A 23,928-nucleotide genomic window follows, 5' to 3' on the forward strand; every position below is an offset into this window, starting at 1 on the left:
AATGGAGCTTTCAAAATAATCGATAACGCTATAGTGAGTTTTTAGCTTTAAAGGGTTATAAGGTAGTGACCATTCAACATTGAAAAGATGGTATTAACGTTGATAAAAAGAGTATTGTTGCCTAAGAAATTCCGTAGAATTAGAGCATTTTAAGAATTTTAATGAATGCTTCATGCATTTCATCAGAATAATCCAAATGAGTGACTATTCTTAATTTCCCCTGCCCCATGCCAATAATTGAAATTCCTTTTTCGGCCAATTTGTTCACAAATTGGTCTTCTGTCATTTCATTTTCATTGATTTCGAAAATGATAATATTGGTTTCTATAGGTTCAACTTTTTTAATAAAATTTAGACCTTGTAGTACTTGTCCAATTTCTGTGGCCTTATTATGATCCTCAACCAAACGTTGCAAATTGTTATCTAATGCGTAATTCGCAGCAGCGGCCAAGTAACCCGCTTGACGCATTCCGCCACCTAAAATCTTACGGACACGAAGCGCATTGACCATCAATTCTTTACTTCCCACTAAAACTGAACCAACCGGGCAGCCTAACCCTTTACTAAAACATATGCTTATAGTATCAAAAAGTTCACCATACTGTTTAGGCTCTTCTTTTTTTGCCGTTAGAGCATTCCATAGGCGTGCACCATCAAGGTGATACGCCAAATCATGGTCAATACATACTTGCCTTATTTTTTTCAGCTCTTCAAAATCCCAACATGCACCACCACCTTTATTTGTCGTGTTTTCAATACAGACCAAAGTGGTTAAAGGGCTATGATAAAAGTCCGGCGGATTTATTCCAGCCTGCACCTGTTCTGCACTCATCATACCTCTGTGACCATCGATCAACTTACAAGAAACCCCACTACTAAAACTAACCCCTCCACCTTCATAATTGTATACATGTGCATATTTATCACAAATCAACTGCTCACCGGGCTGTGTGTGCAGTTTGATTGCAGTTTGATTGGCCATCGTACCACTTGGAAAAAACAATGCTGCTTCTTTACCAAATAGTTTAGCAGTTTTCTCTTCCAATAAGTTTATCGAAGGGTCCGACTTAAAAACGTCATCACCTACTTCGGCATTCATCATTGCATCCAACATCCCTTTAGAAGGCTTGGTTACCGTATCACTGATTAAATTGATATTCACTGTAAGTATTGTGTTTTTATGAAATGTGTGCTCCTATTAACTACTAATAACGATTCTGCCGATTCTAGTTCATACAGTCCATACCGATTGGTGATCCATCAGGAATTTTTGGTGCTTGGATGACTTCAAATTTCTCAGGGGCTTTAATGAACTTATCAATTCTACGAACCATTTCAGGTGCGATAATATCACTTTTAGTCATAAGACGCATTCTTAATTCTTTTAGTTTATGATTGGCAATCGCATTAACCTGAGGATGAACATCTTTATGAGCGGCCAAATTCATCAAATGGTACAGAACCCTAAAATTAATATTCTGCTGCACTTCAGAAATGTAAACATCTTTATGCTGCTTGTCAATTGTACTTTTAATTGTTGTGCTCAAAACCTCAGACAGACATAGATTATTGGGTTCCAAAGCTTTCTGTTGTATCAATCTTGAAGCCCTCTCAGGATGTAATAGTAGTCCAAGTGTCATATCTGCTGCAGTCTCGGGCGCAGACAAGGCATCAAAGGAAACGCCTGTTTTTCCTTTTAGAGACTCCCTCGTTTTGGCGTATCCAAAAGCTCTGGGAGGGAAAAGGGATAATTTATTTTTGGGAATTGAAATTTCAGCAGCGTCCAAAGTTTTTAAAATACTTGACAATGCTTCCGACTGCATCTTCTTATCTACAATCGAAACAGTTCGCTGACCGTCGCCCTTAACTGCATAATTATATTCCATTCCCCCAACGACCTTGGCAACAGCTTCGGTCTGATATCTATGGAAAAAATACAGTGGCACAAAAACATCCTCTAACACGGTATTTGGCTCACCGCTTCTAATATTATCAATAGAAAAGTTATCAATCGCAGCTGAGCGCAATTTCAACATATCTTTCAATTCTTTGCTAACACGCTGCCCATTATCCCATAAATGAGCTAAAACGTGTGCACTACCCATTGGTCTGGCATCTTGATCTGTTATATATCTTAGTCCATTTTTATTGGCTTCAGTCAAAATAGAGTTCAAACCATTTTTTTCATTAACTCCATCAGGAAAATCTGTATACGAATAGGCGACAGTAACCTTATCCCACTCACCTATTCCCGTTGCATAAGCATCAGAAAAATCGACCTCCCCATTTTTTAGCGAGAATTGTGGGTGCGGGTAATCCATTACCGAAGCCCTATCATTCGTTGACGCTGCATAATTATGTGCAAATCCTAATGTGTGTCCTATTTCATGTGCCGAAAGCTGCCGAATCCTTGCTAAAGCCAAATCCAGCATCGGTTTATAATTATCATCCCTTTCTGCAAATGGTTTGTTCATCAAAGCCTGGGCAATTAAAAAATCTTGGCGAATGCGCAAACTACCAAGGCTAACATGACCTTTGATAATTTCCCCTGTCCTAGGATCGGTTATACTGCTACCATAACTCCATCCTCTTGTAGACCGGTGCACCCATTGTATCACATTGTAGCGAACATCAAGTGGGTCCGCATCATCTGGCAACATTATCAATTGAAAAGCATTTTTATAGCCAGCTGCCTCAAAAGCCTGGTTCCACCATCTACCTCCATCCAATAGAGCAGAACGAATGGGCTCTGGAGTACCATTATCCAAATAGTAAACAATTGGCTCAACAGCCTCACTCAGCGCCGCAGCTGGATTCTTCTTTTCAAGGCGATGTCTGGTGATAAATCGCTTTAAAATTGGCTCTTGTACTGGAGTGGAATAGTCGTAATAAGCTGCTGGATAAGAACCTGACCGAGGGTCAAAAACCCTTTTGGTGTACTTGTCATCAGGTAATTCTATAAACGAATGGTGTTGCGCTACGGTTACCAAATTTGCATTTGGGGCAACAGATCTAATATAACCGCCTTTGGCATCACCTTTAAAGGTCAGCGTCACGTCAAATTCAATGTTTTTTGGAAAGGCCTTGGTTCTATCCAGTGCAAAAGCACTTTTTGATTTATCCAAGCTATAAGAACCTTGCTTGGATCTATTTAATCTGGCAACAACGCCATGTGTATCTTGCATGAGAAAGTCGCTAACATCTATTATGTACTTTCCATTGTTTTCTTCCTCAATCTTAAAACCGAATAATACTGATTTTGCAAATGCCTGCTCAACCGATTTACGTTCCAATTCATTATCAGTCAAAGCCCTGAATTTTAAATTAGGCTGAATCAAAAGTAACTTTCCTCCTGCTTTTCTAAAAAACACAACTTGCTCGTTTCCAAGTTGCCCCCTATCTAAACCTATATCATTACTTCCTATTCCACTACTCAACGAGTAAACGTATAAAAACTCTTTTTCAAGTTCATCTACTTCGAGATATATTTTATCGTTCTTATCGTCATGATAAAAATTGAACAATCCGTTGAACTTGGCAAAATCTTTACTCTTATCTTCAAACTGGGCGTTAACAGTAGTAAAGCCCAATATTAAAAACAGGGCGGAGATGTAATTGTTTTTCATGGTGTTTAAGCTAGCATTAGTCTGGACTAAATTTATATAAAATAGATTGCACAACCATAGTTAAATCCTATTTTTGCTAAAAATGTTTTAGAATGATAACTGTAGATCAATCCAAAGATCTTATTGATCGCCTTGGCGCGTTAAGGAGGTATCTTTGACATAGATGCCAAACTTATAGAGATAGAGAACGAAGAAGAAAAAACACTTGCCCCCGATTTTTGGGATGACCCAAAAAAAGCACAGGAACAAATGAAATTCATTCAATCCAAAAAACATTGGGTTGATGATTTTAACGCCGCACAAACGCTTGTAGGAGATTTAGAAGTTCTAATGGAGTTTCTGAAAGAAGGTGAAGTTTCTGAAAATGAGGTTAATAGCCAATACTCCAAAGCAACCGGCTTAATAGAGAAATTGGAGTTCAAGAACATGCTTTCTGAAGAAGGTGATGAGCTTACTGCTGTTCTGCAAATTACGGCAGGAGCTGGTGGTACAGAAAGTTGTGATTGGGCAGCAATGCTTATGCGCATGTACATGATGTGGAGTCAGAAAAATGGTTTTAAGGTCAAAGAACTCAATTATCAAGAAGGTGATGTTGCTGGAATAAAAACGGTAACCTTGGAGGTTGAAGGTGAGTTTGCCTTTGGCTGGCTAAAGGGAGAAAATGGAGTGCATCGTTTAGTACGAATCTCACCGTTTGACAGTAATGCCAAAAGACACACCTCATTTGCATCCGTTTATGTTTACCCATTGGTCGATGATAGTATAGAGATTGATGTAAACCCTGCCGACATCGAAATAACCACTGCAAGATCTAGTGGGGCCGGAGGACAAAATGTGAACAAAGTAGAAACCAAAGTGCAACTGGTTCACAAACCATCCGGGATTCAAATTCAATGTTCAGATTCTCGCTCTCAACATGATAACAGGGCTACGGCAATGAAGATGCTGAAATCACAACTGTATGAAATTGAACTTCGCAAAAAAATGGAAGCAAGGGAAGAGATAGAATCCTCTAAAATGAAGATAGAATGGGGTTCGCAAATCAGGAACTACGTTATGCATCCCTATAAATTAGTAAAGGATGTAAGAACCAGTGAGGAAACTGGAAATGTAGATGCAGTAATGGATGGCAATATTGACCAGTTTTTAAAAGCCTTTCTGATGATGATGGGACAGCGAGACGAAGACTAATAGCGTATTAATAGTAACGATATGGGAATAGACACAATTATCTTTGACCTTGGCGGTGTACTTATTGACTGGAACCCCAAATATGTTTATCGTGATGTTTTTGATGGAGATGAACAGAAAGTTGAGTGGTTTTTAAATGATATTTGCACTTCTGAATGGAATGTCGCCCATGATGCAGGAAGACCATTGGATGAGGGCACCGAATTACTTGTTGCCCAATATCCAGAATATGAGGAATGGATTAGAATGTATTATGATCGATGGCCAGACATGCTGGGAGGTCCCATTTCCGAAACGGTTGATCTTTTATATAAATTAAAACAACAAAACACCCATAATTTATATGCCTTGACCAATTGGAGTGGTGAAACATTTCCTGTGGCTTTGCAGAGGTTTGAGTTTTTGAAATGTTTTGAAGGAATAGTCGTTTCAGGAACTGAAAAGACAAGAAAACCTTTTCAAAAAATCTATGACATCACTTTGGAACGTTATAACATAACTCCTGAGAAAGCTGTCTTTATTGATGATAATCTTGATAATGTCAACGCCGCCATAAATTGTGGTATCAAGGGTATCCATTTCAAAAATGCCAATCAATTAACCAGAGAGTTAAAAGTTCTAAATGTTTCAATCTAAAAATCATTAAAAAATGATAAAAATATACCATAACCCAAGATGCACTAAATCACGTCAAGGCCTTCAAGCACTGGAGAGTTCAGGCGAACAATTTGAAATCATAAAGTATTTAGATACAATTCCAACCAAAGAAGAATTGAAAAAAGTATTGAAAAGTCTAAATATGCCTGCAGAATTACTAGTGCGTAAGAACGAGGCTATTTGGAAAGAGAACTTTCGTGGAAAAGAGTTAAGCGAAGATGAGATAATAGAAGCTATGATCAAATATCCAAAACTTATTGAAAGGCCAATAGTTATCAAGGGTAATAAGGCAGTAATTGGCCGACCAACTGAAAAAATTCATGCCCTATTAAAACAATAGGAATACATAGTTTCATTTCAGAACACAAATGGTCTTGCAAACACCTTTCTGGCATCTTTCTTGCTACCTAGGCTAACAGGACAAATACTCTTTAACAAAGTTTTAACGAAGAAGGATTAAACCTTCGATTAATTTTAGAATCTAAAAACCGTTAACATCATGAAAATCAATAGAACACATTTGATTGCCCTATTTGCCTTATTTCTAATAGGAGCAGAATTGCAGGCACAATACGGATACGGCAGAGGATATGGATATGGCGGCGGAGGCTATGGTTATGGTCGAGGAGGTTATGGCTATGGAAGGGGAATGAGTTCAATCCCACAAGCCCAAGCACCTCAAAAAGAACCAGAAAATTTGACTGCTGATCAAATAGTTGATAACGAAATGCCAGCAATTGCATCAGCCTTGGAGTTAAATGAATTTGAAACCGCAGTACTGAGCAGTGTACTTAAAAAGTATGTACAGGAGCGTATTGAAATGCAAATACTGAAACTGACTCCTGAAAAAATGCGTGAGGGCATGGAAAAAATAACCGAACGACAAACAGAAGAACTTAAAGCCGGTTTACCTCTCGAAAAGTATGAGGCTTTTGTTGAACTCCAAAAAAATGGTGTAGCAAAGACCAATAAAGAAAAAAAGAAGAAAGAGAAAAGAAAAAAAAAGAAAAACAAAAAGACCGATAAAGGTTAACTATACACTTTAAATGAAACAACTATTCACGTTATTACTCGTATTTACTTCATTAATTACTTTTGCACAAAGACCTCAAGGACAAAGACCGAGTCCAATTAACATAACAGGAATAGTTTTAGATCAAGATACCGGACAACCCCTAGAATATGCCACTCTCATCTTGCAGAGTTTAAGAAACCCTGATAGGGTTACAGGTGGAATTACCCACGCTAGCGGTAAATTCAACGTACAGACCATGCCGGGCAGATATAATGTCCGCGTAGAATTCATATCCTATAAAACGTACGTTCTTGAAGCACAAACATTTAGAAGTTCAACAGATCTTGGTACAATTAGACTTGCTGTAGATGTTGCACAACTCGAAGGTGTTGAAGTCACGGGAGAAAGAACCACTGTTGAATTAAGACTGGATAAAAAAATATATAATGTTGGTTCTGACTTAACCGTTAAAGGTGGATCCGTAACAGATGTACTTGATAATGTTCCTTCAGTCTCTGTTGATGTTGAGGGCAACATAAGCTTAAGGGGTAATGAAAGTGTACGTATTCTTATTAATGGAAAACCTTCTGCCCTATCGGGACTAAGTACTGAAGCGCTACAACAACTTCCGGCTGAAGCTATTGAAAAAGTAGAGGTGATTACCAACCCTTCAGCCCGATACGATGCTGAAGGAACAGCTGGTATTTTGAACATAGTATTGAAACAAAGTAAAACGGCAGGTGTAAATGGCTCTATGAGCTTAAATGTAGGTCATCCTGAAAGTTACGGAGCTACAGTAAATCTGAATCTAAGACGTGATAAATTCAATATATTCACGAATACTTCATATAGCTATAGAAGTGGCCCTGGAAAGGCCCTGTTTGAACAAGAAAATTTCAATCAGGATGGAAGTACGGCCAGCTTCCAAAATGAATACCGGGATTATAGTAGGGTAAGAAAAGGAATCAATACAAGTTTTGGTTTTGAATATTTCATTGATTCCACTAGTAGTATTACCAATTCATTTGTCTATAGGAACTCAACCGGTGAGGATGATACAAGTATTGATTTTTTCAATTTTGACGCACTAAACAATCCTACAATAGCAAGGAATAGATCTTCTTTTGAAACTGAAGATGATGAGAGTATTCAATATTCAGTGAACTATTTAAAGAAATTTGATAAAGATGGACACGAGCTTAAGATGGACTATCAATACTCAACTGGAAATGAACTGGAGAGTTCAAAAATAGACGAATCAATTGTTGGTGAAAGTACTTTTTTTCCTACCGAACAAACATTAAATGATGAAAGACAAATACGACAGCTAATTCAGATGGATTATACCTTACCATTTGGTAAAGAGAACAAATCTCAATTTGAATTTGGTTATAGAGGTACTTTTAATAATTTCAACACCGATTTTGATTTTGGAATTCTCGAAAACAATATATTACAAAGCGACCCAAATTTTAGCAATGAACTCAACTATCAAGAAAATGTAAATGCGGCCTATACTCAACTTGGAACAAAATTGAATAAATGGAACTTTCTTGGTGGACTTCGAATGGAATCCTCAGATATAGATGTTCAGTTGTTGGAAACAAATGATTTAACCAATAAAAAGTACACGGATTGGTTTCCCTCTGTATTTGTTGGGTATGAATTCACTGATAAAGAACAGGTTACAATAAGTTATAGTAGAAGATTACGAAGACCAAGATCTAGATTCATCAATCCTTTCCCATCAAGAACGAGTAATACTAATTTATTTCAGGGTAATCCCAATTTAGACCCAACGTATACCAACGCCTTTGATCTCGGCTATTTAAAACGGTGGGACAAATTCACCTTTAATACTTCCGCCTATTATAACAAATCAACTGGAGTATTCCAATTCATAACACAGGAAACTGGCGATTTCGTTGAAATAGAAAACCCAAATGATCCATTGAACCCTATTCTTGTGCCCGTACAGGTGCGAACGCCAATAAATTTGGCAACTGAAAGTAGAACTGGTATGGAGGTCACTACCTCTTATATACCTAAAAGAAATTGGAGATTGAGTTGGAATTTGAACCTCTTTCAGCGTAATCAAAAGGGAAGTCATAGCTATACTAACTCTATGAATCAAGTAATTTCACAGGATTTTAATACTGAAAATTTTACATGGTTCACAAGATTCAGTGCAAAACTTCCATTACCTGGTACGATTGATTTTCAAACCAATATGTTTTATATGGGACCTTCTGAAGGTGCTCAATCTAAGTACAAAAGTATGCTAAGCACGAATATGGCTTTTAGCAAAGACCTTATAAAAGATAAGGCAACTGTTTCTTTAAATATCAGTGATTTGTTCAATACTAGAAAACGTAGAAGTGAAACGAGAACAGACAATGTTCTTACATATAGCGAATTTCAACGTAGGCAACGTTCAATTAGATTGTCTTTCTTATATCGATTCAATCAACCACAAAATCAAAGAAACAGAAGCGGACAACGTAATGGAGGTGGTGGAGATGATTTTGAGTTTGAGGAGGGGTAATTAAATTCAGAAATAACAATAAATAAAAAAGGAGCCAATTGGCTCCTTTTTCTATTCTTCTAAACGCGCAGCTCTTTTGGCTTTACGCTTTTCTTTCATTAATTCCCTAATATTTCCGAACAACCAATATGGCACTACGAATGTCAATAAGAAAATCATTAACCAGAATCCAATGGTCAAAATGGTTAAAAAGGCTAAAAATCCTAAATATTGGTCGAATTCGAACATCTGTTTTTAATTTATTATACAAAGATACTTTGAAAAGAATCAAAAGAGCAAATCAAATGTAAAAAAAATCTTTTTTTATTAAAAATTAAGCATATCCAAGAGGGTTAAAATCCACCAATGAAGTACCTTTGTAGTAAACCAAAATACCCTATTATGAGTTTCAGAATTGAAAAAGACACGATGGGAAAAGTTGAGGTGCCATCCGATAAATATTGGGGTGCACAGACTGAACGTTCCCGAAATAATTTTAAGATTGGGCCATCAGCTTCCATGCCGTTGGACATTGTTTACGGATTTGCTTACTTAAAAAAAGCTGCGGCCTATGCAAACCACGAACTTGGTGTACTAGCGGTTGAAAAAAGAGATTTGATTGCTACCGTCTGCGATGAAATATTGGATGGTAAACATGATGACCAATTTCCCTTGGTTATTTGGCAAACTGGATCAGGCACGCAAAGTAATATGAACGTGAACGAGGTTATTGCCAATCGCGCTCATGAAATTGCTGGAAAAGTTATTGGTGAAGGTGAAAAGACCATACAACCAAATGACGATGTGAACAAATCCCAATCATCCAATGACACATTTCCTACTGGAATGCATATTGCCGCCTACAAGAAAATTGTAGAGGTAACCATACCAGGGGTGACACAGTTGAAAAATACATTGGTAAAAAAAGCACAGGATTTTAAAGGTGTGGTAAAAATTGGGCGTACCCATTTAATGGATGCCACTCCCCTAACCTTAGGACAAGAATTTTCTGGTTACGCTTCTCAATTGGAACATGGTTTAAAAGCTTTACAGAATACTCTGGACCACATGAGTGAATTGGCCTTGGGCGGAACCGCAGTTGGCACAGGACTCAACACACCCAAAGGGTACGATGTCACTGTAGCAAAACACATTGCAAAATTTACCAGCTTACCTTTTAAAACGGCTGAAAATAAATTTGAAGCACTTGCGGCCCATGATGCCATTGTTGAGAGCCATGGAGCATTGAAACAGTTGGCGGTTTCGTTGAACAAAATCGCTAATGATGTACGTATGATGGCTTCAGGACCACGTTCTGGTATAGGGGAAATCATTATTCCTGCAAATGAGCCAGGTAGCTCAATTATGCCGGGAAAAGTGAACCCAACACAGTGTGAAGCGTTGACTATGGTTTGTGCCCAAGTAATGGGTAATGATGTTGCCGTCTCTGTAGGAGGAACTCAGGGGCATTATGAACTCAATGTATTCAAACCAGTAATGGCTGCTAACATTTTGCAGTCAGCGGAGCTCTTAGGCCACGCTTGCATTAGTTTTGATGTAAACTGTGCTGCAGGTATTGAACCAAATCATGAGGTGATTAAAGAGCTTTTGAACAATTCTTTAATGCTGGTAACTGCCTTGAACACAAAAATTGGATATTACAAAGCAGCGGAAATTGCAAATACGGCCCATAAAAATGGGACGACCTTAAAAGAAGAAGCTGTTAATTTGGGCTATGTTACTCCAGAAGATTATGATGAGTGGGTTAAGCCAGAGGATATGGTTGGTAGTTTAAAATAACATTTCTATATACATCATAAAAAAGGGGCAATCAATTAAGATTGCCCCTTTTTAATATAAATGGATAGTGTGTACTATTTTAAAGTGAACTTAGAAGTTCCCAATAATTTCAATTTGTCATCATAAACATTTACCATGTAATTTCCTTTTTGGAAATCACCAGATGGCTTATTAATATAATCACAAACATCTAAAGACTTGTTCTCATAGTAAAAATTAGTTCCTTTACTATAAGTTACAGAAGCACCATCATCGTTAGTTTTTGAATAGCTCTCACCAAGAACGTTACCTTGAGGGTCAAGAACTTCAACAAAAAATTCTCTATCTCCAGCTTCAGAAATTACGTTGTCAGCAACTGTAAAACAGATTTTGAATTTATCAGTAGCTCTTGCTCTTGAAGTAGAAACCAGCTTACCGCTATTACGTTCTCTAACCGCGTCAACACTGAACTTAGAAAGATTCAAAGCAGATCCTTTTTCAACAACATCAGCTAACTGAGTGTTCTGAACCACTAAAGAATCATTAAAAACAGTTTGCTTTTCCAATTCAACATACGTACTGTCACGTTGCATAGCAATCATTGTATTTGATCTTGTAAGGGAATCAACTTGCGCGAGCAATTGTTCTCTTTCTGCTTTTAAAACACCTACTTGTCTTCTATATCTTGACAATGAGGCAATATCACCCTTCATGCTTTTTACAGAATCGATGTATTTTGCAATATTGTCTCTTGCAGTTACCAACTCCTCATTAGTTGCATTGCTTTCCAAAATTGCTTTGTCATATTCTGACTTTAAGCTGTTAAGGTCTTCAACTACCAACTCCTTTTCCTGTGTTAGTACAGTCTCAGTCTTTTTCTTGTCTTGGTAAAGACTAACTGTGTAGATGATTACACCTAAAAGTATTACGCCTAGCAATCCTGCCAATACTTTTAATCCATTGTTGTTCTTTGTCTCAGTCATAATGTTAAAAATTAATTAACCTTTTTACTTTAAATAAAGTGTTTGTTCGTTTTCTATATACGGTTCATTTTAACGATTGGATTTTTTAGGATTAAAAAAATTAACATTTTTAGGACGATAAGAAATTCATATTCTAACTTTATGGTTTAAATTAAGTAAAACAATATGGATGCCAACACAGATAATTCCCTTTAACCCTAAGTATATCAATAACTTCCGTGATTTGAACATTGCATGGTTAGAAAAGTATTTTTATGTTGAACCCAAGGACAAAGAACTTCTAGAAAATTGTGAAAAATCAATAATAGAAAAAGGTGGATTCATCTTTTTTGCTGAATATGACGGAAAAATAGTAGGATGCTTTTCTTTTATTCCATTTAATGACACAATTTTCGAGTTAGGCAAAATGGCCGTTGACCCGAAATTTCAAGGTTATAAAATTGGACAATCACTTTTGGGTTTTGCAATAGATTTTGCTAAAGAAAAACAATGGAGCAAAATAGTTCTTTACTCTAGTTCAAAGCTACCCACGGCAGTTTATATTTATGAAAAATATGGTTTTAAGCATGTAGAGTTGGAAAAAGACCTACCTTATGTAAGAAGTGATGTAAAAATGGAACTGGAATTAAATCTTGAAAAATGAAAAAATCAATACTCCCCTTAATTGTGATTACATTACTGGTAATTTCCTGTAAGGATAAAAAAAAGAATAGCCCTTTACTGGATTCAGAACCCAAGTTAGAAGCGGATGGAGTACCACCCCCACCTCCAAAAATTGAAAAGCATAGTGAAACGGATATTGTTATTATTCCAATTGAACATGCCACGGCAATTTTGGAATGGAAGGATATTACAGTTTATGTTGATCCAGTTGGAGGTTCAGAAGCTTTTAAAGATCAAAAACAACCTGATTTAATATTGATCACTGATATTCACGGAGATCATTTTAATTTAGAGACTATACATAGTCTAAACACAAAAAATGCAAAAATCATTGTTCCTCAAGCCGTGGCCGACAAAATGCCGGAGGAATTCACTCCTCAAATTGATGTCTTAAACAATGGGGATTCTAAAAATCGGTATGGAATAAAAGTAGAAGCAATTCCTATGTACAATCTTCGGGAAGAGGCAAAGAAATTCCATGTAAAAGGCCGTGGAAATGGGTATGTACTGAATATGGAAGGGCAAAGAATCTATTTTTCAGGTGATACTGAAGATATCCCAGAAATGAGAGCATTAAAGAACATAGACAAAGCTTTCGTTTGCATGAACCTACCATATACAATGACTGTGGAAAGTGCTGCCGATGCCGTTCTGGAATTTAAACCCAAACAAGTATATCCTTATCACTATCGAGGAAAGCCAGACATTGGTGATGTCGCCAAATTCAAAAAATTTGTGAATAAAACGAATCCTGATATTGAAGTAATCCAATTAGATTGGTATCCCAATGATGCATTCTAATCAAAATCTGTTCGGTTGAGCCAAATCGAGACCTAAATATCCAAACTTAATACGACTTGGCAATATGATTATTATCGTATCAACTTCTTGTACTTGATACGTTTTGGTATCAAATCACCACCCAGTCGTTTCTTTTTATTCTCTTCATAATCGGAGAAAGAACCTTCAAAGAAATACACTTGGGAATCACCTTCAAAAGCTAATATATGTGTGCATATTCTGTCTAGAAACCATCTATCGTGAGAGATAACCACTGCACAACCAGCAAAATTTTCCAGACCTTCTTCCAAGGCACGTAATGTATTGACATCTAAGTCATTAGTAGGTTCATCTAAAAGTAATACATTGCCTTCTTCTTTTAAGGTCATGGCCAAATGAAGGCGGTTTCTTTCTCCACCAGATAGCATATTAACTTTTTTATTTTGTTCACTACCAGAAAAATTAAAACGACTTAAATAAGCTCTTGAATTCACTTGCCTACCCCCCATCATAACGAGCTCCTGCTCATCGCTGAAATTTTGCCAAATTGTTTTCTCTGGGTCAATGTTCGAATGGCTCTGATCAACATATGCGATCTTAGCTGTATCCCCGACAACAAACTCACCCTTATCTGGAGTTTCCTCTCCCATTATCATTCTAAAAATAGTGGTCTTACCAGCACCATTAGGGCCTATAACCCCAACTATCCCAGCCTGCGGTAGATTAAAATTCAAATCCTCATAGAGCAATTTATCTTCATACCCTTTACTTACCCCATTAGCTTCAATAACGTTTGTTCCTAATCGAGGGCCATTGGGTATATATATTTCCAACTTCTCATCAAGCTGTTTTTGGTCTTGGCTCATGAGCTTGTCGTAATTCTTTAAACGTGCTTTTTGTTTGGTCTGCCTGCCCTTAGCTCCTTGCCTAACCCATTCCAGCTCTCGTTCCAAAGTTTTTTGACGTTTTGAGGCCGTTTTGCTTTCTTGAGCCAATCGCTTTGATTTTTGATCCAACCAACTGGAATAGTTTCCTTTCCAGGGAATACCTTCTCCACGGTCCAACTCCAAAATCCAACCTGCAACATTGTCCAAGAAATAACGGTCATGCGTTACTGCGATTACAGTTCCTTTATATTGTGCCAAATGATGTTCTAACCAATGTACCGATTCAGCATCTAAGTGGTTAGTTGGTTCGTCTAAAAGCAAAATCTCAGGTTCTTGTAACAATAACCTACATAAGGCAACCCGTCTTCGCTCTCCTCCTGACAGAACACCAATCTTTTTATCGCCATCTGGAGTACGAAGGGCATCCATGGCTATTTCAAGTTTAGTGTCCAATTCCCAAGCATTAGAAGCATCTATTTGATCTTGTAAAGCAGCCTGCCTATCCATAAGCTTCTGCATTTTATCAGCATCTTCATAAACTTCAGGCAAACCAAACATATCATTGATCTTGTTGTATTCATCAAGAATGGCCACAGTCTCTGCCGCTCCTTCTTTCACAACCTCCAAAACAGTCTTTTCTTCATCCAGTTTAGGCTCCTGTTCTAAGTAACCAACATTGTAACCAGGAGAAAAAACAACATCTCCCTGGTAGTTCTTATCCTCACCTGCTATGATTCGCAATAGTGTAGATTTACCCGAACCATTGAGGCCTAAAATCCCGATTTTGGCACCATAGAAAAAGCTTAGGTATATATTTTTTAGTACCGGGGTGTTCGCATTTTTATACGTTTTAGTAACCCCGGACATTGAGAAAATGACTTTCTTATCGTCAGACATTTGATATTGTATATTAGATTAATGGATATTTTGGATGATTAAACTCTACCTTTTAGTGCATTGAAAACCCAAGCGATAGCGAAAAAGCCAATACCTACAGAGGCAAAACCCCAACCAGCAACTTCGTCATATCTAAAGGCACCTAAAGCAATAAGCGCAAGTCCTACGATTATCATTATAAATGTAGCCCAAGCCAGCACTGTATTCTTATTCATTCCCATTTTGTTTAGTTTGGTTTTTGGTAACTCCAAATATCGGAATTTTTACAGGATTAATCTGTAATCAACAAGACCTTTATCATTCAAATGGAAAAGTAATGTTGTTTTCAGTCCGAATATCCTGAATTAGTCGGGCCAAATCAAGGCTATTTTGATGGCTCCAAAGCTCACTCTGCAATCTATTGTTCAATAAACAATCATGTACCTCTTCAATTTCAAAGGTATACCCGTTCCCGAGTGTTGGCATATCAACATGCTCAACCTTGTCCCCTGTTTTAATGGAATAACCTTCTGCGCAATGCCACTGAGGCTTTAGAAACAATGTGCCTTCACTACCTGATATCTCAGCCTCCATTTTAGACCCGGAATTTAAACCACTATAAAGTATAGCCTGCGCTTCTTTATACTCGAAGAGCATAGATGTCTGTATTTCAACCCCGGTCTTATAGAATTTAGATTTAGAAATAACACTTTCTGGGTTTCCTAATAATAGATAAGAAATAAAAATTGGATAAATACCAATATCCAATAAAGTTCCTCCACCCAGTTCTGGATTCAACAACCTGCCATCCTCAGGTCTGTCGAGCGCATAAAAAGCGAAATCAGCATGTAAATATTTTAATTCCCCGATAGTACCATCATCAACCAATTCTTTTACCTTTCGAATAGCTGGATTAAAACGGGACCATAGGGCTTCCATAAGAAAGACATTATTCTCCTTGGCCACGGCAACCATTTCCTCAACTTCCTTCAGATTCATCCCCATTGGTTTTTCGCAAAGAACATGTTTTCCATGTTTCATGGCCTCTATACTCAATTCCTTATGGGAAGTGTGCGGGGTAGCAATATAAATGACCTCAACTTCATCATTTTCGAAGAGCTCTGTGTAACTGCCAAAAGCGTGTGTGGCATTATACTCACTCTGAAAATCTTTCGCTTTTTCTATACTACGAGAAGCAACCGCACTTATTTCTGCTTTTTCCACAAGTTGAAGGTCGCTGGCAAATTTATTAGCGATTCCACCCAATCCAACAATTCCCCATTTGATTTTTCGTTCCATATTCATTTTAGATAAATCCCAAATGTAATCAATTTTACTCCTTATCTTTAACCCAATATTTTATAAATCGGATACTATATGGACATTAAGTTCAACAAAAACGAAGATCAGAACAAACTTAAATTATCCCACCTTAGAAAGAAACTTGCACAGGTAAATTTAGGTGGAGGTAAGGCACGTATTGAAAAACAGCATGCACAAGGAAAAATGACAGCACGTGAACGAATTTCTTATTTGTTGGACTCCGATGAAAAAAGCATAGAGATTGGAGCTTTGGTTGGTGAAAACATGTATGAGGAGCATGGCGGATGTCCGTCAGGTGGTGTTGTAATTAAAATTGGTCATATACAAGGAAAACAGTGTGTAGTTGTTGCTAACGATGCCACGGTTAAGGCAGGTGCATGGTTTCCCATCACAGGGAAAAAGAATTTGAGAGCCCAGGAAATTGCCATAGAGAACAGGTTACCCATCATCTATCTTGTTGATAGTGCAGGCGTATTTTTACCCATGCAGGATGAAATTTTCCCAGATAAAGAACACTTCGGGCGCATTTTCAGGAACAATGCGGTAATGAGTAGTATGGGCATTACTCAAATATCGGCAGTAATGGGAAGTTGTGTTGCGGGTGGCGCCTATTTACCCATTATGAGTGATGAGGCAATTATCGTTGACAAAACAGCCAGTATTTTTTTAGCAGGTAGCTATTTGGTAAAGGCGGCCATTGGCGAAGAGGTTGATAATGAAACATTGGGTGGGGCAACTACTCATAGCGAGATAAGCGGCGTTACAGATTACAAGGCCAAAGATGACAAAGATGCCCTTGATAAGATAAAGAACATTGTAGATAAAATCGGAGATTTTGAAAAGGCGGGCTTTAATCGTTCAAAAACACAAAAGCCCAAGGAAAATGTTGAGGATATTTTTGGGATTCTTCCTGCATCGAGATCAGAGCAATATGATATGCATGAAATCATAAATCGTTTGGTCGACAAATCAGAATTTGAAGAATATAAAGCGGGCTATGGTAAGACCATACTCACAGGATATGCCCGGATTGATGGCTGGGCAGTTGGTATTGTAGCCAATCAACGTAAGGTTGTAAAAACAGCCAAGGGAGAAATGCAGTTTGGCGGTGTCATTTACTCTGATTCTGCAGACAAAGCGACCCGTTTTATAGCCAATTGCAATCAAAAGAAAATACCATTGGTGTTTCTCCAAGACGTTACTGGGTTCATGGTTGGAAGTAAAAGCGAGCAAGGCGGAATAATAAAGGATGGGGCTAAAATGGTGAATGCTGTTAGCAACTCGGTCGTACCAAAATTCACCGTCGTAATTGGGAATAGTTATGGTGCCGGGAATTATGCCATGTGTGGCAAGGCCTATGACCCACGATTTATTGTTGCCTGGCCAAGCGCCGAATTGGCCGTAATGAGTGGAAATTCAGCTGCGAAAGTGTTGCTGCAAATTGAAAAAGCTTCTTTAAAAAAGAAAGGCGAAACCATTACAAAAGCTAAAGAAGATGAGTTGTATGGCAAAATAAAACAACGATATGATAATCAAGTTTCACCCTATTATGCAGCAGCACGATTATGGACAGATGCTATCATAAATCCGTTGGACACTCGTAAATGGATTTCAATGGGAATAGAGGCAGCAAATCATGCACCAATTGAAAAACCATTTAATATGGGAGTGTTGCAAGTTTAATTCAATATTTGCTTTAACCCTATATCCATTGTGAATAAATGGACATTCTGATTTTCATTTGAAAGTCTGAAAAGTTTTATTTCTTTCTTTTGTGATGGTTTACCATAATCAAAAAACGATGTTACTTTCAAGTATGTTGGAAAGTTTGATCCGTTACCCAAGTAATTAATGTTTACTTTCCATTGTGCATTCAATTCATCTTCAAAAAACAGCTGCTTGGTGCTATACCCTTTTTGCACTTGATTTTGAAATAATTCATCAGTTTCATTTTTGGTTTTCTTCCAATTAAAAGTAGAATCATCAGAATCTATAAACTGAAGTTCAAATTCAGCTTGGTCATTGTTCCATTCAAATACCAATCTTGTACTTGACGTGACCATTGCCTCTTCAATTGTATTCTTTTTTTTGCTGAGTTGTTCTTCATTCATTTTAAGAATATTGGAAACTTCCGTCGTCATAAGTATATCTGTACCATTGGCATCAAAAGGAATACTGTCTAATTCATTGATGGCCTTTTCATAACGTGTATAAAAAGCAAGAGCCTTACGGTAATTACCCAGCTCGTTATAAGTGTTCGCTACGTCTCGAAACGATTGGGCGGCTCTTGAATTCAATGATAAAATTTTCAAATAGGTCTTTAAAGTTTTACCATACTGGCCTAATATTTCATATTTATAGGCAGATGCCCTAAGGGCAGCCACGTCCTGTGGAAAATCCCTTTGCAAAACATCGAGTAATTCCCCTGCTTTTTCTCTGTTCTTCCATCTTCTATTAAAAAAATCGGAAACCTCAATAAAATAATAGGGTGTATCCCCGTACTCTTTTTTCAAGTCATCGAATATCTTAAGCGCTTTTCCCATAGATGTTGCAGCATCGAACTTCTTCAAATAATTAGGAAAATCTGGTGCGTATTTGTCAATTGTGTTCAGTGCCAAGATTAGGCTATCCCTTAGACCAGAATTGTCATAGGTCCGCTTTATCGAGATATCATCCATCCAAGTCTTACTCTTAGTGTTTATGATGATGACGCCCCCAATACCCTGTGGACCATATCTTGATATGGCCCCGTTTCTCACCATTATAGCAACTCTTTCAATATCGTTCACTTGTATGAAAGTTGGAGGCTTTTCATAAATGAATCCATCCACATCAAAAATCGCCGTAGGCCGTGCACCACTGCTCCATTTTTGTAAAATAACTTTTGGACAAATTGGGTCAATTGGTTCACATTCACGAATTACCTTCATTTGCGGATACAGATTTTGTAAAGAGTATAAAAAATCCGTTCCCACGGGAATTAGCTCTTTACCATCAATGACCCGTAAAGAAAAAGAAGCACGATCTTTGTCCAAGATACCTCGAGAAGTCTTTATTAAACTCTTGTTCTTGGGGTATGCTATCAATAGTTCTTTTTGGGTAAAGGGTCTTTTCTTTTTTACAGTAACTTCATCCAACAACTCAACTTTTGGCAAAAGCTCTGCGTCCATAATTGAAGTATGGTCTTCCACCATTAATTCTAGCGTTTGCATACCTACATAGGAAAAAATCAGCACATCTTTTGGCTTGGCTTTGATTGAATACGCTCCTTTACTATTGGTTTGAACACCAATCGAAGTCCCTTTAATTAAAACATTTACATTGGAAAGTGGCTTACCTGAATTAGTTACATTACCCCTGATTTGATTGACCGAATTTTGTGCCTCAACATTTAAAATGAAAAAGAAAAAAAACAAATAAATAATTGTTTTCATAAAAGGGTTGATTATAAAGAATTATTCCAAAAAAATCACACTGAAATTATGTTTTTAAGAGAGGTGTCTTTGCTTTCGAAAATGCTCATGGCCTTTCATTTTTGACTGGATAGACCATTTCCGTGTAGCCTATCTCTCCGTTTTCGGTTATGGCTTCTACAATAACCAACATTTTCCCAGATGTATCCGCATTATAAAATGATGTTACAAAACTTCCATCACTATTAACTTCTGCAATTGGTTCCCAATGTATCAATGATCGTAAATCGGGTTGGAATGCTGTACTTGTATTAGGTTTATTATAATTAGGTGCATTAAATTGTCTCGTGGGAGAAAATACTGGGATTAAATTTTGAGAAAGCCCTTTTGCCTTATGTACCCCTGAAATGCCCTTACCGGCATGTGTAAAGATCGCGATAACACTGCCTAATTTGGGTATGCTTTCAATAGCATAATCAGAAAAGACAGTTGTATATAACTTGACAAAATTCTTGATGTATTTTATTAGTTCCACGCTCTTGACCTCGGACGGTGAAATATGGGGTATCAAGGGGTATTGAAAGTCCAAAACGGGTATGCCATCAATAACCACCAATGTCGTACCACCGCCATTGATATGGGCCAACATAAAGCCATCAGGAAATTGCTCTATACTAATCTCATTAGGATAATTGAACAATAGCACACTGTACAAACCATAAGACCACTTTTTTTCTTTATCTCTTATTTCTGTACCAGGAATCACTATATCTGGTTCTCCGTATTCATCTATTACTTTTTTTCGTTGGGGAGTCAATTTTTGACCTTCTACAATTACTTCAGCAAGCGCTGTAACCCCATAATCAGGTTTATAGGAATCTTCAATTGTTCTTCGTTCGCGGTGTTTTTCAGCAATTAAATGAACCACACTATCCAGCTTCTCTATAGATTTTCTGGAGTCAATTACTATGTCAGGCGTTTCCGTCGCATCTAAGGTAATCGCATAACTCCTCTTTTTCCCCGACTTGTTCGCGCTCTGAATTAGTGCCTTTATAGGTGGGCCAAATTCATCCTGTAATTGAAATTTAAATCGCCCCAAACTATCAGTTACCTGATTATAAAAGGATGGTGTTTCCCCAAAGGTCATCATGCTCAGGTTTACACCGCCAAACTGCTTTTTTTTTGAATAATTAGCATTGACGGTACCACCTAACTGTAGTGTAGGTTCAGTTTGATACATTATGGTATCCCTATGCCCCTCACTATAATTGTATTTCCGCCAACCTTGAGTTAGTAATAGAGCATCTAAATCGTTAACCCTTTCCCGATTTTCAGAATTGAAATAATATCGTGGGTCTTCAATAGGACCCTTTAATTCAGAATCCAATAAAAAATAGGACAAGATGTTCACACGACGATTTTGTAGTTCCCCCAATTGGTCTCTGTTTATGACAAGTATAGATAGGTTGGCATCTACAGCTTGTCTATCTTGACCAAATACCTGCGCCTTCAATTCGGTTTTTTCACGATGACCATAACTCTCTTTATCGGTACTAAGTTCTATTCTTAGTCTATTTCTTGGTAATTCGTTAAAATAAAGCCTTTCTGCAGTTGGCATTTTATTTTGGTCCAACATTGAAAATGCCAGAATACCCTCAGGAAGTTCATTCGCAGGTAGTTGGGCAATTAATAGCCTATCTTTAAACGTTCCTTCAATAAGATAATGGTCAATTCCTCTACAGCTTACCCGTATAAATACACTATCGGTTTCCTTATAGTTGGAAAAAGCCTTTATTCTAATGTTTTTACCCGCTTTTGTAATTGAAAGAATACTGCCTTTATCAACGACCTTTGGTAGCGGATACTTTTGAAACAGGCCCTGATTTGAATGAGAAGGAATTCTAGCATAGTACGCCTTGTTCTTGTTTGCCTGAATAAGAAAAGTACCCATACCCTTTGGGTTACTGCCGAAAGTTTTAACAATACTGTCGTTTTCGTCAACAACATCTCCTGCCACATATGTACCTTTTCCAGAATAGTCAAGCGCTTTAAAAGCTATTTTGTTAGTCAAGCCATGCACCATTCGGCCGCTTTCAGGATAAAACTGAATATCAAGATATTTATCATTAAGTACAACGGTTTGTGAATGGCGAATTAGATTATCGGTAACAAGTGTAAGCTTGACAAAACTTGCATTAAACGGTACCGAATGTAATAATTGATAGGTATTGTCTTTACTTTTTTTTATAACAAGGGAATCTTTCTGTTTATCAAACGCTAAGTAAACATTGAGTTTGTTACGATGTTTCTCATCCAATAAATGGGGTTTAAGTGTTGCTTTTAGTATAAATTCCCCTTTTTGCATTTCTATCAGGGAGATATCACTAATAGGGGCTTCTTTTTTATCTATAGTGTTTGAAAATACGTCTATGTAAGTATTAAATACGAAATCGTCCCCAAAATTTTTATTCCATTCCGTATAGGCCCGAACCAAATATAAACCTGCTTCATATGTTTGATTCAATTCAAAAAAGCCTTGTCCCAAACCATTAGTAAGCTTTACTAATTTCTTTTCAGTAATCTGACCTTTCTCATCGATTAATTCAACATGAAGAACCCCACTATCTACACTTGATTCATGATATGAGGCATTTACGACAATCGCCTTAAACCAAACAGTCTGATCTGTAGTATAAACACCTCCATCCAACTGAAGATAAATCTTTTCAGCAGATGAACTTGGTAAACTTGTCTTTTGATCTTGGGAGAAAAGCGACCATGGGCCTTGAAATAACAAAAGAAAGAGCAAGACCTTTTTCATAGCTCATTTTAATTGCCCTGATGAGACTTTACTCGTGGAATCAATAACAATTCAGTTTGTCTGCCATTTACATATCTAAAACCATCTTCACCGTAAAAGCCCGCTTCTTCAAGCATGATACGAATATCTCTTTTCCATTCAGGAATTGTAATGGTAGTATTCAACTCAATGGCATAAACGGTATTCTCGTTCAATGGGTAGTTTTCACCATCATCTTTCATAACACCACCTTGGGCATCCCACATTCCAATGGTGGTACCAGCAGAATGACCATAAAGCCCAAGTGGATGTGTGTATATAGCAGGACGAAGCCCTGCTGCCTTGGCATCTTGCAAAGCTTTTGCTAATATCTCATTTCCAGTCCGCCCCTTTATCATATTTGTTGTCAAGAAATCTTGAACCTGATTTCCAGCTTTCAAACCATCAATAAGAAATTTTGGAGCTGCTTTTTCCTCAGGCTTTAGAACATAAGCCAGTTCTTGACAATCGGTATTCAAACGCAAATAGGTTATGCCAAAATCGCAATGCAATAAATCACCAGGTCGAATAATCATATCATCAGGTCGACCAGAAAACGAATACAAATGACTTACTAATTCTTCACTTGTTCGCTGCACATCTACAGTAGGATGAAACCAAGTCTCCAGCCCCAAGTCGGTTACCTTTTGACGCATAAACCACTCTACTTCTGTTGTAGTAGTAACGCCAGGGGTTATTATCTTTTCTGAAAAAGCTTCGGCAATTATGTCGTGCGTAACATCGACCAACTGATTAAAGATGACCATTTCACGTTCTGTTCTAGTCTCAATCCATCGAACAGCCAATTGTTCTGCTGAAACTACTTTTTTATGGAATTTCTTGGGCAAATTTTGCATAAACTCATCGTAATCGGTCTTATCTAAACCATCGGCAATATTGTGGTCCTTGGAAAAATTCAATCCAATTTTAGTTGGGTTTCTTTCTTCAATCAATTGCATTAATCTTTTCCATTGATTGGGTTCCTTTACTTTGTCCCAAGCAGATACTATATTCTCTCCCACATTATACCTGGCAACGGCCAATTTCTCAATAGTCTTCTTAGCCTTATCTCTGTAAAAAACCAAAATCGTACGCCTCCTTGCGTTTAGCCAAGTGGCTGGCAACATAGTCCTGAGTACTGGGTCTTCGTTGTATTCTCGTGAAATAAGGACCCACATATCAACACCTGTTTCATCCATTAATTGTGGTAAAAGGTTATTAAAGCGGTCAGCCAATATTTCATCCACTACTTTAGCACGTTCTTCTTCAGGCAGAATTTGTTGGGAAATGATTGTTAAAGGGAAAACAAAAAGGAATAGGAAAACAAGTTTTTTCATGAGTCTGGATTATCCCATGAAAATACAAATTATCG

The 23,928-nt window shown here is 37.5% G+C and carries 19 protein-coding genes; 9 read left to right on the top strand and 10 right to left on the bottom strand.

Annotated features, from left to right (window positions below; all coding sequences use genetic code 11):
• Positions 1-139 precede the first annotated feature (139 nt).
• Together FB2170_RS13700 and FB2170_RS13705 are read right to left on the bottom strand one after the other, a co-directional pair.
• On the bottom strand, positions 140-1,162 hold the full coding sequence (locus FB2170_RS13700) for a threonine aldolase family protein (RefSeq protein ID WP_041632872.1): 1,023 nt from the start codon (positions 1,160-1,162) through the stop codon (positions 140-142).
• A 64-nt stretch (positions 1,163-1,226) separates the two neighbouring features.
• The gene (locus FB2170_RS13705) at positions 1,227-3,626 is read right to left on the bottom strand and encodes a zinc-dependent metalloprotease (RefSeq protein WP_013307172.1); all 2,400 of its coding nucleotides are present in this window, start codon (positions 3,624-3,626) and stop codon (positions 1,227-1,229) included.
• 92 nt (positions 3,627-3,718) lie between these two features.
• Between FB2170_RS13705 and prfB the strand changes: the two genes are divergently transcribed.
• From prfB to FB2170_RS13730, 5 genes are all read left to right on the top strand, one after another.
• Positions 3,719-4,817 (top strand): peptide chain release factor 2 gene (gene prfB, locus FB2170_RS13710; protein ID WP_148232113.1). Its coding sequence is split into 2 segments (ribosomal slippage): positions 3,719-3,781 and positions 3,783-4,817, totalling 1,098 coding nucleotides; the frame shifts between segments, so codons are not numbered across the junction.
• A gap of 21 nt (positions 4,818-4,838) precedes the next feature.
• Positions 4,839-5,453, top strand: a complete 615-nt coding sequence (locus FB2170_RS13715) for an HAD family hydrolase (protein WP_013307174.1) — start codon at positions 4,839-4,841, stop codon at positions 5,451-5,453.
• A gap of 13 nt (positions 5,454-5,466) precedes the next feature.
• A complete protein-coding gene (gene arsC / locus FB2170_RS13720) occupies positions 5,467-5,814 on the top strand; it encodes an arsenate reductase (glutaredoxin) (RefSeq protein WP_013307175.1) in 348 nt (115 codons plus the stop codon).
• 159 nt (positions 5,815-5,973) lie between these two features.
• On the top strand, positions 5,974-6,507 hold the full coding sequence (locus FB2170_RS13725) for a hypothetical protein (protein ID WP_013307176.1): 534 nt from the start codon (positions 5,974-5,976) through the stop codon (positions 6,505-6,507).
• Positions 6,508-6,520: 13 nt separating this feature from the next.
• A complete protein-coding gene (locus FB2170_RS13730) occupies positions 6,521-9,034 on the top strand; it encodes a TonB-dependent receptor domain-containing protein (RefSeq protein WP_013307177.1) in 2,514 nt (837 codons plus the stop codon).
• A gap of 51 nt (positions 9,035-9,085) precedes the next feature.
• Here FB2170_RS13730 and FB2170_RS17440 read toward each other — a convergent pair whose 3' ends face one another.
• Positions 9,086-9,262 (bottom strand): hypothetical protein, encoded by a 177-nt coding sequence (locus FB2170_RS17440; protein WP_013307178.1) that lies wholly within the window; start codon positions 9,260-9,262, stop codon positions 9,086-9,088.
• A gap of 153 nt (positions 9,263-9,415) precedes the next feature.
• Here FB2170_RS17440 and fumC point away from each other — a divergent pair, with 153 nt between their 5' ends.
• The gene (fumC, locus tag FB2170_RS13740; protein WP_013307179.1) at positions 9,416-10,813 is read left to right on the top strand and encodes a class II fumarate hydratase; all 1,398 of its coding nucleotides are present in this window, start codon (positions 9,416-9,418) and stop codon (positions 10,811-10,813) included.
• Positions 10,814-10,887: 74 nt separating this feature from the next.
• On the opposite strand, the gene FB2170_RS13745 is transcribed toward fumC, so the two are convergent.
• A complete protein-coding gene (locus tag FB2170_RS13745; RefSeq protein WP_013307180.1) occupies positions 10,888-11,775 on the bottom strand; it encodes a hypothetical protein in 888 nt (295 codons plus the stop codon).
• Between the two features lie 169 nt (positions 11,776-11,944).
• On the opposite strand from FB2170_RS13745, the gene FB2170_RS13750 reads away from it, so the two are divergent.
• Together FB2170_RS13750 and FB2170_RS13755 are read left to right on the top strand one after the other, a co-directional pair.
• Positions 11,945-12,418, top strand: a complete 474-nt coding sequence (locus FB2170_RS13750) for a GNAT family N-acetyltransferase (RefSeq protein WP_013307181.1) — start codon at positions 11,945-11,947, stop codon at positions 12,416-12,418.
• Complete coding sequence (locus FB2170_RS13755; RefSeq protein ID WP_013307182.1) at positions 12,415-13,239, top strand: MBL fold metallo-hydrolase; 825 nt, start codon at positions 12,415-12,417, stop codon at positions 13,237-13,239. The genes FB2170_RS13750 and FB2170_RS13755 overlap by 4 nt, the downstream gene beginning before the upstream one ends.
• Before the next feature lie 71 nt (positions 13,240-13,310).
• On the opposite strand, the gene ettA is transcribed toward FB2170_RS13755, so the two are convergent.
• From ettA to FB2170_RS13770, 3 genes are all read right to left on the bottom strand, one after another.
• Positions 13,311-15,002 carry an energy-dependent translational throttle protein EttA gene (ettA, locus tag FB2170_RS13760; RefSeq protein ID WP_013307183.1) on the bottom strand — a complete coding sequence of 564 codons (1,692 nt, stop codon included), beginning with the start codon at positions 15,000-15,002 and terminating at the stop codon, positions 13,311-13,313.
• Positions 15,003-15,040: 38 nt separating this feature from the next.
• Complete coding sequence (locus tag FB2170_RS13765; protein ID WP_041632873.1) at positions 15,041-15,223, bottom strand: CAL67264 family membrane protein; 183 nt, start codon at positions 15,221-15,223, stop codon at positions 15,041-15,043.
• Positions 15,224-15,299: 76 nt separating this feature from the next.
• Positions 15,300-16,280: a Gfo/Idh/MocA family protein gene (locus FB2170_RS13770; RefSeq protein WP_041633242.1), complete on the bottom strand. Its 981-nt coding sequence runs from the start codon at positions 16,278-16,280 to the stop codon at positions 15,300-15,302.
• Positions 16,281-16,358: 78 nt separating this feature from the next.
• On the opposite strand from FB2170_RS13770, the gene FB2170_RS13775 reads away from it, so the two are divergent.
• Complete coding sequence (locus tag FB2170_RS13775) at positions 16,359-17,987, top strand: acyl-CoA carboxylase subunit beta (RefSeq protein WP_013307186.1); 1,629 nt, start codon at positions 16,359-16,361, stop codon at positions 17,985-17,987.
• On the opposite strand, the gene FB2170_RS13780 is transcribed toward FB2170_RS13775, so the two are convergent.
• From FB2170_RS13780 to FB2170_RS13790, 3 genes are all read right to left on the bottom strand, one after another.
• On the bottom strand, positions 17,984-19,738 hold the full coding sequence (locus FB2170_RS13780) for a carboxypeptidase-like regulatory domain-containing protein (RefSeq protein ID WP_013307187.1): 1,755 nt from the start codon (positions 19,736-19,738) through the stop codon (positions 17,984-17,986). The genes FB2170_RS13775 and FB2170_RS13780 overlap by 4 nt on opposite strands.
• A gap of 85 nt (positions 19,739-19,823) precedes the next feature.
• Entirely contained in the window at positions 19,824-22,538 is a 2,715-nt protein-coding gene (locus FB2170_RS13785; protein WP_013307188.1) for a hypothetical protein, read from the bottom strand.
• Between the two features lie 8 nt (positions 22,539-22,546).
• Positions 22,547-23,893, bottom strand: a complete 1,347-nt coding sequence (locus tag FB2170_RS13790) for a M24 family metallopeptidase (protein WP_013307189.1) — start codon at positions 23,891-23,893, stop codon at positions 22,547-22,549.
• Positions 23,894-23,928 lie beyond the last annotated feature (35 nt).

The sequence above is a fragment of the Maribacter sp. HTCC2170 genome, assembly GCF_000153165.2.
Classification (GTDB): domain Bacteria; phylum Bacteroidota; class Bacteroidia; order Flavobacteriales; family Flavobacteriaceae; genus Maribacter_A.

Bases quoted from the DNA above. Each gene is read 5' to 3' on its own strand.
- FB2170_RS13705 (WP_013307172.1), bottom strand. From the start codon at position 3,626: ATGAAAAACAATTACATCTCCGCCCTGTTTTTAATATTGGGCTTTACT.
- FB2170_RS13715 (WP_013307174.1), top strand. From the start codon at position 4,839: ATGGGAATAGACACAATTATCTTTGACCTTGGCGGTGTACTTATTGAC.
- arsC (WP_013307175.1), top strand. From the start codon at position 5,467: ATGATAAAAATATACCATAACCCAAGATGCACTAAATCACGTCAAGGC.
- FB2170_RS13725 (WP_013307176.1), top strand. From the start codon at position 5,974: ATGAAAATCAATAGAACACATTTGATTGCCCTATTTGCCTTATTTCTA.
- FB2170_RS13730 (WP_013307177.1), top strand. From the start codon at position 6,521: ATGAAACAACTATTCACGTTATTACTCGTATTTACTTCATTAATTACT.
- FB2170_RS17440 (WP_013307178.1), bottom strand. From the start codon at position 9,262: ATGTTCGAATTCGACCAATATTTAGGATTTTTAGCCTTTTTAACCATT.
- fumC (WP_013307179.1), top strand. From the start codon at position 9,416: ATGAGTTTCAGAATTGAAAAAGACACGATGGGAAAAGTTGAGGTGCCA.
- FB2170_RS13745 (WP_013307180.1), bottom strand. From the start codon at position 11,775: ATGACTGAGACAAAGAACAACAATGGATTAAAAGTATTGGCAGGATTG.
- FB2170_RS13750 (WP_013307181.1), top strand. From the start codon at position 11,945: ATGCCAACACAGATAATTCCCTTTAACCCTAAGTATATCAATAACTTC.
- FB2170_RS13755 (WP_013307182.1), top strand. From the start codon at position 12,415: ATGAAAAAATCAATACTCCCCTTAATTGTGATTACATTACTGGTAATT.
- ettA (WP_013307183.1), bottom strand. From the start codon at position 15,002: ATGTCTGACGATAAGAAAGTCATTTTCTCAATGTCCGGGGTTACTAAA.
- FB2170_RS13765 (WP_041632873.1), bottom strand. From the start codon at position 15,223: ATGGGAATGAATAAGAATACAGTGCTGGCTTGGGCTACATTTATAATG.
- FB2170_RS13770 (WP_041633242.1), bottom strand. From the start codon at position 16,280: ATGGAACGAAAAATCAAATGGGGAATTGTTGGATTGGGTGGAATCGCT.
- FB2170_RS13775 (WP_013307186.1), top strand. From the start codon at position 16,359: ATGGACATTAAGTTCAACAAAAACGAAGATCAGAACAAACTTAAATTA.
- FB2170_RS13780 (WP_013307187.1), bottom strand. From the start codon at position 19,738: ATGAAAACAATTATTTATTTGTTTTTTTTCTTTTTCATTTTAAATGTT.
- FB2170_RS13785 (WP_013307188.1), bottom strand. From the start codon at position 22,538: ATGAAAAAGGTCTTGCTCTTTCTTTTGTTATTTCAAGGCCCATGGTCG.
- FB2170_RS13790 (WP_013307189.1), bottom strand. From the start codon at position 23,893: ATGAAAAAACTTGTTTTCCTATTCCTTTTTGTTTTCCCTTTAACAATC.